Source organism: Pseudomonas vranovensis (genome assembly GCF_040438935.1).
In the GTDB taxonomy this organism is placed as follows: Bacteria; Pseudomonadota; Gammaproteobacteria; order Pseudomonadales; family Pseudomonadaceae; genus Aquipseudomonas; species Aquipseudomonas vranovensis.
In genome coordinates this window covers 5,605,841-5,618,633 of the sequence record NZ_CP159259.1, presented here as the reverse complement: position 1 = coordinate 5,618,633, position 12,793 = coordinate 5,605,841, and the positions used below count along the sequence as shown (strand labels likewise).

At 61.8% G+C, this 12,793-nt stretch carries 13 protein-coding genes; 4 read left to right on the top strand and 9 right to left on the bottom strand.

Annotated features, from left to right (window positions below; translation table 11 throughout):
* Positions 1-29: 29 nt before the first annotated feature.
* From lptE to ABVN19_RS26035, 4 genes are all read left to right on the top strand, one after another.
* Positions 30-638, top strand: coding sequence for an LPS assembly lipoprotein LptE (gene lptE, locus ABVN19_RS26050; protein ID WP_028944395.1), 609 nt, complete (start codon positions 30-32; stop codon positions 636-638).
* A gap of 36 nt (positions 639-674) precedes the next feature.
* Entirely contained in the window at positions 675-1,712 is a 1,038-nt protein-coding gene (gene holA, locus ABVN19_RS26045; RefSeq protein ID WP_028944396.1) for a DNA polymerase III subunit delta, read from the top strand.
* A gap of 106 nt (positions 1,713-1,818) precedes the next feature.
* Positions 1,819-1,983 (top strand): alternative ribosome rescue factor ArfA, encoded by a 165-nt coding sequence (gene arfA, locus ABVN19_RS26040; RefSeq protein WP_028944397.1) that lies wholly within the window; start codon positions 1,819-1,821, stop codon positions 1,981-1,983.
* Positions 1,984-2,044: 61 nt separating this feature from the next.
* Complete coding sequence (locus tag ABVN19_RS26035; protein ID WP_028944398.1) at positions 2,045-3,361, top strand: lytic murein transglycosylase; 1,317 nt, start codon at positions 2,045-2,047, stop codon at positions 3,359-3,361.
* Between the two features lie 30 nt (positions 3,362-3,391).
* Here the strand turns inward: ABVN19_RS26035 and ABVN19_RS26030 are convergent, their stop codons facing one another.
* The 9 genes from ABVN19_RS26030 to mrdA all read right to left on the bottom strand — a co-directional run bounded on the left by ABVN19_RS26030 (position 3,392) and on the right by mrdA (position 12,787).
* Positions 3,392-4,351 (bottom strand): LD-carboxypeptidase, encoded by a 960-nt coding sequence (locus ABVN19_RS26030; RefSeq protein ID WP_105642176.1) that lies wholly within the window; start codon positions 4,349-4,351, stop codon positions 3,392-3,394.
* Positions 4,352-4,437: 86 nt separating this feature from the next.
* Positions 4,438-5,436 carry a lipoyl synthase gene (gene lipA / locus ABVN19_RS26025; RefSeq protein ID WP_028944400.1) on the bottom strand — a complete coding sequence of 333 codons (999 nt, stop codon included), beginning with the start codon at positions 5,434-5,436 and terminating at the stop codon, positions 4,438-4,440.
* A gap of 2 nt (positions 5,437-5,438) precedes the next feature.
* Positions 5,439-6,086, bottom strand: coding sequence for a lipoyl(octanoyl) transferase LipB (gene lipB / locus ABVN19_RS26020; RefSeq protein WP_028944401.1), 648 nt, complete (start codon positions 6,084-6,086; stop codon positions 5,439-5,441).
* Positions 6,086-6,361 (bottom strand): DUF493 domain-containing protein, encoded by a 276-nt coding sequence (locus tag ABVN19_RS26015; protein WP_028944402.1) that lies wholly within the window; start codon positions 6,359-6,361, stop codon positions 6,086-6,088. Before ABVN19_RS26015 ends, lipB begins: the two co-directional genes overlap by 1 nt.
* A gap of 76 nt (positions 6,362-6,437) precedes the next feature.
* Positions 6,438-7,598 (bottom strand): D-alanyl-D-alanine carboxypeptidase family protein, encoded by a 1,161-nt coding sequence (locus tag ABVN19_RS26010; RefSeq protein ID WP_028944403.1) that lies wholly within the window; start codon positions 7,596-7,598, stop codon positions 6,438-6,440.
* Positions 7,599-7,732: 134 nt separating this feature from the next.
* A complete protein-coding gene (locus ABVN19_RS26005; protein ID WP_028944404.1) occupies positions 7,733-8,728 on the bottom strand; it encodes a septal ring lytic transglycosylase RlpA family protein in 996 nt (331 codons plus the stop codon).
* Positions 8,728-9,738, bottom strand: a complete 1,011-nt coding sequence (mltB, locus tag ABVN19_RS26000; RefSeq protein WP_028944405.1) for a lytic murein transglycosylase B — start codon at positions 9,736-9,738, stop codon at positions 8,728-8,730. Before mltB ends, ABVN19_RS26005 begins: the two co-directional genes overlap by 1 nt.
* Positions 9,739-9,755: 17 nt before the next feature.
* Positions 9,756-10,859 carry a rod shape-determining protein RodA gene (rodA, locus tag ABVN19_RS25995; RefSeq protein WP_045182857.1) on the bottom strand — a complete coding sequence of 368 codons (1,104 nt, stop codon included), beginning with the start codon at positions 10,857-10,859 and terminating at the stop codon, positions 9,756-9,758.
* Positions 10,860-10,897: 38 nt separating this feature from the next.
* Positions 10,898-12,787, bottom strand: coding sequence for a penicillin-binding protein 2 (gene mrdA / locus ABVN19_RS25990; protein WP_028944407.1), 1,890 nt, complete (start codon positions 12,785-12,787; stop codon positions 10,898-10,900).
* Between the last annotated feature and the right edge of the window lie 6 nt (positions 12,788-12,793).

Sequence of the window (12,793 nt, the reverse complement as noted above, 5' to 3'; positions counted from 1 at the left end):
ACAGAATCGGCCCAAGAGGGAGCTACAAGATGATCAAACGCAATCTGCTGGTGATCGGCCTGGCCGTCATGCTCAGTGCCTGCGGTTTCCAGCTGCGCGGCACCGGCCAGACCGAACTCGCTATCAAGGAACTGGACCTGAGCGCACGTAACGCCTACGGCGAGACCGTGACCCAGCTGCGCCAGGCCCTGCAGACCAGCGGCGTCAACGTCCACGCTGGCGCACCGTACAAACTGATCCTGACCAACGAACAAGAATCTCAACGCGCAGCCTCCTACGCTGGTGGATCCGGCCGCTCGGCCGAATACGAGCTGACCACCGTGCTGAGCTACACCATCGACGGTCACAACGACACCAACCTGCTGAACGACAAGCTCGAAGTACGCAAGATCTACGTGCACGACGGCAATAACATCACCGGCTCCCAGCAGGAAGCCACCCAGGCTCGCAAGGAAATGCGCCGCGAACTGGTGCAAAACATGCTGGTTCGCCTGCAACTGCTGACCCCGACTCAACTCGAGGTGCTGCAGCAAAAAGCCGACGAACGTGCCAAGGCCGAAGCCGACGCCATGGAAGCGGCCCGCCGCGCCCAGGACGAGACGCCTCAGCAGTCGCCCCTGCAACTGCCGATGAACTGAGCCTGAACGGGGCACTTCGGTGCCCCGCCTGCGACCATGAAACTCTCCCCCGCCCAGCTCAACAAGCACCTGCAAGGCCCTCTCGCACCGGTCTACGTGATCAGTGGCGACGACCCGTTGCTGTGCCAGGAAGCTGCCGACGCCATACGTGGCGCGGCACGCCAGCAAGGGTTCGACGAGCGCCAGGTATTCAGTGCCGACGCCAACTTCGACTGGGGCACCCTGCTCCAGGCCGGCGCCAGCCTCTCACTGTTCGCCCAGCGCCGCCTGCTGGAACTGCGCCTGCCCTCTGGCAAGCCTGGCGACAAGGGTGCGGCAGCCCTGATCGAGTACTGCTCCCGGCCTGCCGAGGACACCCTGCTGCTGATCAGCCTGCCCAAGCTGGACGGCAGCGCGCAGAAGACCAAATGGGGCAAGGCACTGATTGAAGGCCAACAGGTCCAGTTCATACAGATCTGGCCGGTCGATGCCCAGCAACTGCCGCAATGGATCAACCAGCGCCTGTCCCAGGCAGGGTTGTCGGCACAGCGTGATGCCGTGGATCTGATCGCTGCCCGGGTCGAGGGCAACCTGCTTGCCGCCGCCCAGGAAATCGAAAAGCTCAAGCTGCTGGCGGAAGGCAATCAAATTACTGTCGAGACCGTGCAAGCTGCCGTGGCCGACAGCGCCCGCTTCGATGTCTTTGGCTTGGTCGATGCGATACTCAATGGCGAGGCGGCTCATGCCCTGCGCATGCTCGAAGGCCTGCGCGGCGAAGGCGTCGAACCGCCGGTGATTCTCTGGGCGCTGGCCCGTGAGTTACGCCTGCTGGCGAGCCTGGCTCAGCAATTCAGCCAGGGCGTGCCGCTGGACAAAGCGTTCAGCCAGGCGCGGCCACCGGTCTGGGATAAACGCAAGCCGCTGATGAGCAAAGCCCTGCAGCGCCTTTCGGCGCAACGCTGGAGCCAGTTGTTGCAAGATGCCCAGCGCATCGATGCGCAGATCAAGGGCCAGGCCCAGGGCTCTCCCTGGACCAGCCTGGCACGGCTTTCGTTGTTGATGGCAGGGCAGCGGCTGGCCTTGCCGGCTGAGTGACGCCCATTACCCGACAAGTCCACCCTGGAGATTGAAGGCGTGGGCTTGCCCCGCGATGCTTTCAGTCCTATATTCGCGCCACACCCCACCCAGAGGTCATCCTCCCATGAGCAAAAAGCCGACAAAAGCCCGGCCCAACAAGGCCAAATCACTCATCGCCCAACCGCTGTTCCGCTGCCGCCAGGAACAACCCGGCAAAGGCAAAGGCAGCTACCGCCGCGAAGCCTTCCAATCGAGAGATTGGGAGGCTTCTTACTTTTTGGCCGCATAAAGGCAAGATTTCAGCAGGCATGATATGGTCGGCACCTGACCTGAAATACCTGGACCTGTGCATGCCCCTTTGTCTTTCCCGTCGTTGGCAACCTCGCCAACTGATTGCCGCCTCCAGCCTCATCTTCCTTGTCGCCTGCGCGGAAAAGCCCACCGCCGCCGATGCGCTGCCGCTGGCGCCCGCCCAGCCTGCTCCGGTCGTGACCGTGCCCAACCCGGCTGTCGACACCAGCAGCGAAATCCAACCGCTGCAAACCTTTGCCCAATGGCAGGCAGGCTTCCGTCAGCAAGCCCTGCAAGCCGGCATCAAGCCCACCACCTTCGATAGCGCTTTCCTTGGTGTCACGCCCGATATGGACGTCGTCAAGGCCGACCGTAGCCAGCCGGAATTCACTCGCCCGGTGTGGGAGTACCTCGACGGCGCCCTGTCGCCGCTGCGCGTACGCAACGGTAAAGCCCTGCTGGAGAAACATTCCGTGCTGCTCGGCCAGATCGAACAACGCTACGGCGTCGACCGCGATGTACTGGTCTCGGTCTGGGGCATGGAAAGCAACTTCGGCCAGTTCCAGGGCAATAAGTCGGTGATCCGCTCCCTGGCTACCCTGGCCTACGAAGGCCGTCGTCCGGCCTTTGCCCAGGCGCAATTGATCGCCGCCCTGCAGATTCTGCAAAATGGCGATATACAGCCTGATGCCATGCGCGGTTCGTGGGCTGGCGCCATGGGCCAGACTCAGTTCATCCCCACCACCTACAACACCCATGCGGTGGATTTCGACGGCGATGGCCGCCGGGATATCTGGAACAGCTCCGCGGATGCGCTGGCGTCTACCGCCCATTACCTGCAGAGCTCCGGCTGGAAGCGCGGGGAGCCCTGGGGCTTTGAGGTGCAACTGCCCGCCAGCTTCGATTACTGGCTGGCCGATGGCGCCCAGCGCAAGAGCGTCACTGAATGGATGCAACTGGGCCTGAAACTGCCGGTCGGTGTACGCCTGCCTGCGGGCAGCGAGCAGCTCTCCGCCGCCCTGCTGCTGCCTGCAGGCTACCGCGGTCCGGCATTCCTGGTGCTGGACAACTTCCGCGCCATTCTCAAGTACAACAACTCCTCCTCCTACGCGATGGCGGTCGGCCTGCTGAGCCAACGCTTCACTGGCTCGGGTTATATCGCCGGCAGCTGGCCGAAGGACGATCTGCCCCTCAGCCGCAGTGAGCGTGTCGAGTTGCAGACCCTGCTCAGCGCCAGGAATTACGACGCCGGTGCCGCCGACGGTATTATTGGCGCCAATACCCGCAAGGCGATTCGTAGCGCACAACAGGCACTGGGGTGGCCCGCCGATGGCTACCCGACCCACAAGTTGCTGGAAAACCTGCGTCAGCGCTGAATAAAAAACGCCCCGTTCAAGGGGCGTTTTTCATTGCGCGAACAAATCCTGTTGCAACTGCAGTCGATGGCGGTCGGCATCCAGGAGCACCTGAGCGCCGAAGGGCAAGGTCAGGTTGGGGTCACAGTGCCCACTGCGCCATCCAGCCAGCACCGGAATACGCAGGGGCTCGAACATCTGCCTCAAAATCGGCGCGAGTTGCGCCTGCTCCAGGCCTGCAAAATCACCGACCAGCACACCACGAACCCCCTCGAACTTGCCGGCCAGGCGCAACTGGGTCAGCAGGCGGTCGATGCGGTACAGCGGTTCGTTGACGTCCTCGATGAACAGGATGCTGCCCTGGCTGAGTATTTCTGCCGGTGTGTTCAAGGTTGCGCAGATCATTGCCAGGTTACCGCCGCGCAAGCGGCCTGAGGCGGCACCAGGAACGATTGTGCTCAGCGGGTAGGCTTGCGGGTGCTCCAAAGTGTCACCACGTCCGAGGCGGCCACTGAGCAGCTCGAACAGCGACGCGACCGTGGGCTCCTGCTTGTTGGCCAACAGCTCGGACTTGAGCATCGCGCCATGGAAGGTCACGAAACCGGCATGCCGGGCAATGGCGTTGTGCAAGGCAGTGATATCGCTGTAGCCCACCAACGGCTTGGGATGTTGGCGCAGCAACGCATAGTCGATGCCATCGAGCAGGCGCATGCTGCCGTATCCCCCGCGCAGGCAGATGATGGCGTCGACATCCGTGGCGGCAAATGCGGCATGCAGGTCTGCCAGACGTCGCGCATCGCACCCGGCCAGGTATCCCTCGGCTTCGGCCACTCCTGGATAGATCCGGCACTGGTAGCCGCGATCATTGAACCACTGCACAGCCTCGAGCGTATCCAGCTGGGCAGGTCCGGCCGGGGCGATGATGGCGATACACCCATTGTCGGGCAGTGCTTTGGGCAACAGGGGGCTACAGGCCGCTGCTTCTTGCTGATAACCGACCGGAAGATTCATCCAGACGTCTCCTTGTATGGACCGGACAAATAAAAATGCCGATGTCGCTGGTCAGCAGACATCGGCATTGAAGTGCCAGCATTCGATCAAAGCTTGATCTTGGCCTCATGCGCCTGCTGGTCGGCGTGGTACGACGAACGCACCAACGGACCGGAAGCGACGTTCTTGAAGCCCATCTTGTAGCCTTCCTCGGCGAACCAGGCGAAGGTGTCCGGGTGTACGAATCGCTGCACCGGCAAGTGGCTGCGCGATGGCTGCAGGTACTGGCCAAGGGTCAGCATGTCGATGTTGTGCTCGCGCATGCGATGCATCACTTCGATCACTTCTTCGTCGGTCTCGCCCAGGCCCAGCATCAGACCGGACTTGGTCGGTACGTGCGGCACCAGTTCCTTGAACTTCTGCAGCAGGGTCAGCGACCACTGGTAGTCGGAGCCCGGACGCGCAGCCTTGTACAGGCGCGGGACGGTTTCAAGGTTGTGGTTGAACACATCCGGTGGCGTTTCGGCGGTGATCGCCAAAGCGACGTCCATGCGACCACGGTAGTCCGGTACCAGAGTCTCGAGCTGAACGCCCGGCGACAAGGCACGGATCTCGCGGATGCAATCGGCAAAGTGCTGGGCGCCACCGTCACGCAGGTCGTCGCGGTCTACCGAGGTGATCACCACGTACTTCAAGCGCAGGTCGGCAATGGCCACCGCCAGGTTCTTCGGTTCATCGACGTCCAAGGGCTTGGGGCGGCCATGACCGACGTCACAGAACGGGCAACGACGGGTGCAGATGTCACCCATGATCATGAAGGTCGCGGTGCCGCCAGAGAAGCACTCACCCAGGTTCGGGCAGGACGCCTCTTCACACACACTGTGCAGCTTGTGCTTGCGCAGCAATTGCTTAATGCGGTCGACTTCCGGCGAAACCGGAATACGTACGCGGATCCAGTCAGGCTTTTTCGGCAACTCGTCGGTGGGGATGATCTTTACCGGGATACGCGCAACTTTCTCTGCGCCACGCAGTTTGACGCCCGCCTCGACCTTTGGGCGAGGCGCCGGTGTCACGGTTTGCACTGGTTCTTGCACAACAGTAGTCATATTCAGAAGATTCCGCCCGTAAGGGTCGCCTGCTCAGCATAGTCGAGGTGCTTGACCAGCTGCCCGCGCAGCCTTGCCCTTACCTCAGAGAGTTCGATCGGGCCTGCCTGGTCGCTCAGCTGGGTCATGGCCAGCCCCGCATACCCGCAGGGGTTAATCCGGCGGAATGGCGCGAGGTCCATGTCCACGTTCAGAGCAAGGCCATGGAAAGAACAGCCATTGCGAATCCGCAAGCCGAGGGAGGCGATCTTCGCCCCATCGACATAGACGCCAGGTGCATCGGCCTTGGCCGCCGCCTCGACGTTGTAACTGGCGAGCAATTCGATCAGGCAGCGCTCCATGCGACTGACCAGATCGCGCACACCGAACCCGAGTCGGCGCACGTCCAGCAACAGGTAGGCCACCAACTGGCCCGGACCGTGATAGGTCACCTGGCCTCCGCGATCGGTCTGCACCACCGGGATGTCTCCCGGTATCAGCAGGTGCTCGGCCTTGCCCGCCTGGCCCTGGGTGAACACCGAAGGGTGCTCCACCAGCCAGACTTCGTCACCGGTTTCGGGGCCGCGCTGGTCGGTGAACCGACGCATGGCCTCGAGTACAGGCTCGTAAGGCAGTAATCCGAGTTCACGAAAGCCGAGGCTCGCCGGCATCACAGCACCATTTTCACGATTCCGGTAGCACGCAGGGCACTGTTGATGTTGTGCAACTGGTCTTCGCCGGTGGCGACAATGTGCAATTGCACAGTGGTGTACTTGCCTTCCTTGCTCTGGCGCTCGGCCAGGGTCTTGAGGTCGACTTCAGCGTACTTCTTGAGGATCTCGATCACCGTGTCCTTGAAATTGACCACGGTGTCGCCGATTACCTTGATCGGATAATCAGCGCAGGGGAATTCGATTTTGTGCGACTTGACGTCTGGTTCGGTCATGGCGGTAACGGCCTCGTAAGCCGTGGCAACAACAACGCCCCCGCATGTGCAGGCGGGGGCGTGGCAGGTCACGATATCAGTTGAACAACCCGTAGAAGAATAGCCGAATGCTATCCCAGACTCGACGGAAGAAACCACCTTCCTCCACAGGCTCCAGCGCGATCAGGTCAGCGCTGTGAACCACTTTGTCATCCAGTTTGACTTCCACTTTACCGATCACGTCACCTTTGGCGATCGGTGCCATCAGCTGTGGGTTCATGGTCATGCTTGCGGCCAGGCGTTTCAATTGGCCTTTAGGCAAAGTCATGCTCAGGTCGTTGGCCAGGCCGGCCTTGACCTGGCTGGTGGTGCCCTTCCAGACCGGTGCCTGAGCAAGCTCGGTACCCTTCTGGTAGAAGGTCTGGGTTTCGAAGAAACGGAAACCGTAGGTCAGCAGCTTCTGGGTTTCGGCAGCGCGGGACTGCTCGCTGTTGGTACCGAAGACCACGGCGATCAGGCGCATGCCATCACGTACGGCCGAAGACACCATGCAGTAGCCGGCTTCGTCGGTGTGGCCGGTCTTCAGACCGTCGACGGTCTTGTCACGCCACAGCAGCAGGTTGCGGTTTGGCTGCTTGATGTTGTTCCAGAAGAACTCCTTCTGCGAGTAGATCGCATAGTGGGCCGGGTCTTCGTGGATGATCGCGCGGGCCAGCACGGCCATGTCGTGAGCCGACGAGTAATGCTCGGGGTTCGGCAGGCCGGTCGGGTTCATGAAGTGGCTGTTGGTCATACCCAGGTCAGCGGCGGTCTTGTTCATCATGTCGGCGAACGCGTCTTCGCTGCCGGCGATGTGCTCGGCGAGGGCGACACTGGCGTCGTTGCCCGACTGGATGATGATGCCATGCAGCAGGTCGCTGACGCTGACCTGGGTGCCGACCTTGATGAACATACGCGAACCACCGGTACGCCAGGCGTTTTCGCTGACGGTAACCGGATCGTTTTCACCGATTTGCCCGCGACGGATATCCAGGGTCGCGATATAGGCGGTCATCAGCTTGGTCAGGCTGGCCGGCGGCAAACGCTCGTCACCATTATTCTCGACCAGGACATTACCGCTGGAAGCTTCCATGAGCACGTAGGACTTGGCTGCCAGTTGCGGCGGCGACGGCATCATCTGCTCTGCTGCAAACGCAGCAGGGGTGATCATCAGCGGTACAAGCAGGCAAAGGCGTTTGGCAAAGCTGGTTATGTTCATCCGTCTCTCGAAATGGCTAATGGGCTCATGCCCTTATGGGCAAAACGTCTTCAGGCGCTGGGCCTTGCGAGCAAAACCGCCATTGTACATGGCGGTCAGGCCCGCTTGCATGACAAAGCGACCAGTCCCCCCGGTCAGTCTGCCGTCACAACTTTGGGCTGGCCAAGATTGGCCAGACGCACACTGTCCTGCATTTGCTGGGCTTCGCCCTGGCTGTTGATCGGCCCGAGGCGCACCCGGTGCAGGGTTTGCTGGTTGCGCACCACCGAACTGATGAACACCGGGGCACTGACCATGCCGCTCAACTTGGAGCGCAGCAGCTCGGCGGCATCCGGGTTGGCGAAGGCGCCGACCTGCAAGTAAAGACCATTGGCGGCCTGGGCACTGTTACTGGCGACCTGCAGCGGCACAACGGCAGCGGCATGCTGCTGCGGCGGCGGGGTCCATTGCTCGACCGTGCCGGTGCTGGCAGGCAATGTCTGGGTCTGGGCAACCTGAGGCTGATTGAGCACCATCGGCGCCGGCTGGCCGCGCTGAGCCCACCACTGCTTGGGATCGATGCCCTCGACGCGCACGCGCGCGGTGCCGGTTTCGGCATAGCCGAGCTTCTTCGCCGCCGCGTAGGACAGGTCGATGATGCGGTCGGAGTAGAACGGACCACGGTCGTTGACCCGCAGGATCACACTGCGCTGGTTGTCCAGGTTGGTGACCTTGACGTAGGCCGGCAGCGGCAGGGTCTTGTGTGCCGCACTCATGCCATAGAGGTCATAGACCTCGCCGTTGGCGGTGTTCTGACCGTGGAACTTGGTGCCGTACCAGGACGCGGTACCCTCGGCGCGGTAGTTGCGCGACTCCTGGATCGGGAAGTAGGTCTTGCCCAGCACCGTGTACGGGTTGGCCTTGTAGTTGCCAGTGTGTACGGTCGGCGTGGCGTCAGGGATCTTCGACACATCGACGTCCCACCACGGGGCACCGTCCTTGTGCGCGCGGTTGATGTCCAGGCCTGGCTTGGCCTTGACCACCGCGGGGCCTTGCGGCGCCGGCTTGTTCGACGAGCAACTGGCCAGCAACAGGCCCATGGCCGCGCAGCCGATCAGTTTGAGAGAGGTTTGAGAAAACAATACGCGCATTACTTGGCGCCCCGTGCTTGAACCAGCAGGTCCGATAGCTGATGTACCGCCATGGCGTACATCACGCTGCGGTTGTAGCGAGTGATCGCGTAGAAGTTCTTCAGGCCCAGCCAGTACTCAGGGCCGTTGTCACCTTCGAGCCGAAAGGCGGTGACCGGCAGATCATCGCGCAGCGCATCATGACTCGACCAGCCCAGTGCCCGCAACTCCCCGACTGTATTGACCGCGTCTATACCGGGGCTCAAGCCCTCATCAACGCGATTGCCGGTGACACTGGCGCGGCTGACCACCTGCTCGCCCGCTACCCAGCCGTGACGCTTGAAGTAGCTGGCGACACTGCCGATGGCATCGTCCGGGTTGTTCCAGATATTGATGTGGCCGTCGCCGTCGAAGTCCACCGCGTAGGCGCGAAAGCTGCTCGGCATGAACTGCGGCAGGCCCATGGCGCCAGCGTAGGAACCCTTGAGGGTCAGCGGATCGACCTGCTCTTCACGGGACAACAGCAGGAACTCGCGCAGCTCCTTGCGGAAAAACTCGCTGCGCGGCGGGTAGTCGAAACCCAGGGTCGACAACGCGTCGATCACCCGGTAGTTGCCGGTGTTGCGGCCAAAAAAGGTTTCAACGCCGATGATCGACACGATCACCTGGGCCGGTACACCGTACTCTTTCTCGGCGCGCGCCAGGGTCGCCTCGTGCTGGCGCCAGAAGTCGACACCGCGCGCCACCCGGGCGTCGGTGAGGAACATCGGGCGATAGTCCTTCCAGGGTTTTACCCGCTCGGCGGGCCGGGAAATGGCGTCGAGGATCGATTGCTTGCGCTGAACATCGCGAAACACATCCATCAGTTGTTCGCCGGCAAAACCGTAGTCGCGGGTCATCTCGCCGACGAACTCGACCACCTGCGGTGAGCCGTCATAGTCCCCGGCGGTCGCTTGCTGTGCTCCACCGAGCAGGCCGAACAGGCCAACCCAGGGCGCGCAACGAGCGGCCCAGCCACGCATAAATTGCATGTAATTCTTCACCTTATTCAAACCTGTGCAATCCATTTGCGGTGCGTGTGGATCGACATTAAAACCCCAAACGCTGACAGCAGCGTCACTAACGAAGTTCCGCCATAACTAATGAAGGGCAACGGCACACCCACCACGGGCAACAAGCCGCTGACCATACCGATATTAACGAACACATAGACAAAAAAGGTCATGGTCAGGCTGCCGGCCAGCAACTTGCCATAGAGTGTCTGGGCCTGGGCAGTAATCACCAGGCCGCGACCGATGAGCAGCAGATAGATCAACAACAGCGCGCAGATGCCGACCAGCCCGAACTCCTCGCCCAGTACCGCGATGATGAAGTCGGTATGGCTTTCCGGCAGGAAGTCCAGGTGCGACTGGGTACCCAGCAACCAGCCCTTGCCGAACACGCCCCCGGAGCCGATGGCGGCCTTGGACTGGATGATGTTCCAGCCGGTGCCCAGCGGGTCGCTCTCGGGGTCCAGGAAGGTCAGTACACGCTGCTTCTGGTAGTCGTGCATGACGAAGAACCACATGGCCACCGCCACCGGTACCGCTGCGGCGATCACACTGACGATCCAGCGCCAGCGCAGCCCCCCCATGAACAATACGAACGCACCTGACGCCAGGATCAGCAAGGCGGTTCCCAGGTCAGGCTGGCGAACGATCAAAATGAATGGCACACCGATCATGATCAGGCTGATCATCACATGCTTGAGGTGCGGAGGCAGCGAGCGCTTGGCCAGGTACCAGGCGATGGTCGCCGGCATGATGATCTTCATGAACTCCGAGGGCTGGAAGCGGATAACCCCGGGGATGTTGATCCAGCGCGTGGCGCCCATGGCGTTGTGACCCATGACGTCCACCACCACCAGCAGAATCACCCCGCAGACATAGGCCAACGGCACCCAGCGGGCCATGAAACGCGGCTCCAGCTGGGCAATGACGAACATCGACACCAGGCCGATGCCGAAGGAGCTGGCCTGCTTGAGCAGCAGGTCCCAGTTCTTGCCACTGGCCGAATAGAGGACGAACAGGCTGCCGGCCGCCAGCGTCAGCAACAGGATCAGCAAGGGACCGTCGATATGAATGCGTTGCAGGAAGCTGGCGCGACGACGCATCACGTCCTCGCTGGAGAGCATGCGATCGAAATTACTCTTCACGGGGCCGATTCCTGGGCAATGGACGGGTTGGCGAATTCAGGCTTGAGGCGGCCATCGGGGCCCAGCAGCCAGGCGTCCATGACCTGACGCACCACGGGCGCTGCAACACCGGAACCGGACTCACCGTTCTCGACCATCACCGACACCACGATCTTGGGGTTGTCCGCCGGGGCAAACCCGACGAACAAGGCGTGGTCGCGATGACGCTCCTGCAACTTGTTGCGGTCGTACTTCTCACCCTGCTTGATTGCCACCACCTGGGCGGTACCACTCTTGCCGGCGATCCGGTACTGCGCACCGATCGCCGCCTTGCGCGCCGTACCCCGGGCGCCGTGCATCACCTGCTCCATGCCGTGGGTGACCTTGTTCCAGTCGGACTTGTCACGCAGCACGATATCCTCGATAGGGTTCTCGTCCACCGGTGGCAAGCCCTCGATAGTCTTGGCCAGGTGCGGGCGATTCCACTTGCCCTTGCTGGCGATCAGGGCCGTGGCCTGCGCCAGCTGCAACGGGGTGGCCTGCATGTAACCCTGGCCGATACCGAGGATCAGGGTTTCGCCGGGGAACCAGGCCTGACGGCGAGTGGCACGCTTCCATTCGCGCGACGGCATCAGGCCAGGCGATTCTTCAAACATGTCCAGCGACACCTTCCGGCCGATTCCAAAACGGTTCATGTAGGTAGACAAGCGATCAATGCCCATCTTGTGGGCCAAATCGTAAAAATAGGTGTCGTTGGAGCGCATGATCGCTGTGTCCAGGTCGACCCAGCCGTCACCGCTACGGTTCCAGTTACGGTACTTGTGATCGTAATTGGGCAATTGGTAGTAACCAGGGTCGAATACCCGGCTCGAAGCCGTGACCACGCCGCTGTCCAGGCCGGCAATGGCCACCGCCGGCTTGATCGTCGAACCTGGCGGATACAGCCCGCGCAGCACGCGGTTGAACAGCGGCCGGTCGATGGAGTCACGCAGCTCCGCATAGGCCTTGAAGCTGATGCCGGTCACGAACAGGTTCGGGTCGAAACTTGGCTGGCTGACCATCGCCAGCACTTCACCGGTGTTCGGGTCGAGTGCGACGATTGCACCACGGCGCCCGGCCAACGCGGCTTCAGCGGCTTCCTGCAGCTTGATGTCCAGGCTCAGGACAATGTCCTTGCCGGGGATCGGATCGGTGCGCTTGAGAACCCGCAACACCCTGCCACGGGCGTTGGTCTCGACCTCTTCATAACCTACCTGGCCATGCAGCTCCGGTTCGTAGAAGCGCTCGATGCCTGTCTTGCCAATATGGTGAGTGCCGCTGTAATTGACCGGGTCGAGGGTCTTGAGCTCTTTCTCGTTGATCCGCCCGACATAGCCCACCGAGTGCGCGAAATGCGCGCCCTGCGGGTAATGCCGCACCAGTTGGGCGACCACCTCTACACCGGGCAGGCGGAACTGGTTCACGGCAATCCGCGCAATCTGCTCTTCAGTCAGCTCGAACAGGATCGGCACCGGCTCGAACGGCCGGCGCCCCTGGCGCATGCGCTTCTCGAACAGGGTACGGTCGTCGGGCGTAAGCTCCAGGACTTCGACGATCACATCCAGCACCTGCTGCCAATCGCCGGAACGCTCCCGGGTCATGCTCAGGCTGAAGCTTGGGCGGTTGTCGGCGATGATCACGCCATTGCGATCGAAGATCAGCCCGCGGGTCGGTGGAATCGGCTGCACGTGCACCCGGTTGTTCTCCGACAGCGTCGAGTGATATTCGTACTGGATCACCTGCAGGTAATACAGGCGCGCGATCAGGACGCAGATCAGCAGGACGATCGCCACGGCACCGACCACGACGCGACTGCGCACCAAACGGGCGTCTTTCTCGTGATCCTTGAGGCGAATCGGCTGCGTCATTGAAAG

What these genes read in the sequence shown, in the direction of transcription:
- ABVN19_RS26005 (WP_028944404.1), bottom strand. Translation starts at nt 8,728, where the DNA reads ATGCGCGTATTGTTTTCTCAAACCTCTCTCAAACTGATCGGCTGCGCG.
- mltB (WP_028944405.1), bottom strand. Translation starts at nt 9,738, where the DNA reads ATGCAATTTATGCGTGGCTGGGCCGCTCGTTGCGCGCCCTGGGTTGGC.
- ABVN19_RS26035 (WP_028944398.1), top strand. Translation starts at nt 2,045, where the DNA reads ATGCCCCTTTGTCTTTCCCGTCGTTGGCAACCTCGCCAACTGATTGCC.
- holA (WP_028944396.1), top strand. Translation starts at nt 675, where the DNA reads ATGAAACTCTCCCCCGCCCAGCTCAACAAGCACCTGCAAGGCCCTCTC.
- arfA (WP_028944397.1), top strand. Translation starts at nt 1,819, where the DNA reads ATGAGCAAAAAGCCGACAAAAGCCCGGCCCAACAAGGCCAAATCACTC.
- ABVN19_RS26030 (WP_105642176.1), bottom strand. Translation starts at nt 4,351, where the DNA reads ATGAATCTTCCGGTCGGTTATCAGCAAGAAGCAGCGGCCTGTAGCCCC.
- ABVN19_RS26010 (WP_028944403.1), bottom strand. Translation starts at nt 7,598, where the DNA reads ATGAACATAACCAGCTTTGCCAAACGCCTTTGCCTGCTTGTACCGCTG.
- mrdA (WP_028944407.1), bottom strand. Translation starts at nt 12,787, where the DNA reads ATGACGCAGCCGATTCGCCTCAAGGATCACGAGAAAGACGCCCGTTTG.
- lptE (WP_028944395.1), top strand. Translation starts at nt 30, where the DNA reads ATGATCAAACGCAATCTGCTGGTGATCGGCCTGGCCGTCATGCTCAGT.
- lipB (WP_028944401.1), bottom strand. Translation starts at nt 6,086, where the DNA reads ATGCCGGCGAGCCTCGGCTTTCGTGAACTCGGATTACTGCCTTACGAG.
- ABVN19_RS26015 (WP_028944402.1), bottom strand. Translation starts at nt 6,361, where the DNA reads ATGACCGAACCAGACGTCAAGTCGCACAAAATCGAATTCCCCTGCGCT.
- rodA (WP_045182857.1), bottom strand. Translation starts at nt 10,859, where the DNA reads ATGCGTCGTCGCGCCAGCTTCCTGCAACGCATTCATATCGACGGTCCC.
- lipA (WP_028944400.1), bottom strand. Translation starts at nt 5,436, where the DNA reads ATGACTACTGTTGTGCAAGAACCAGTGCAAACCGTGACACCGGCGCCT.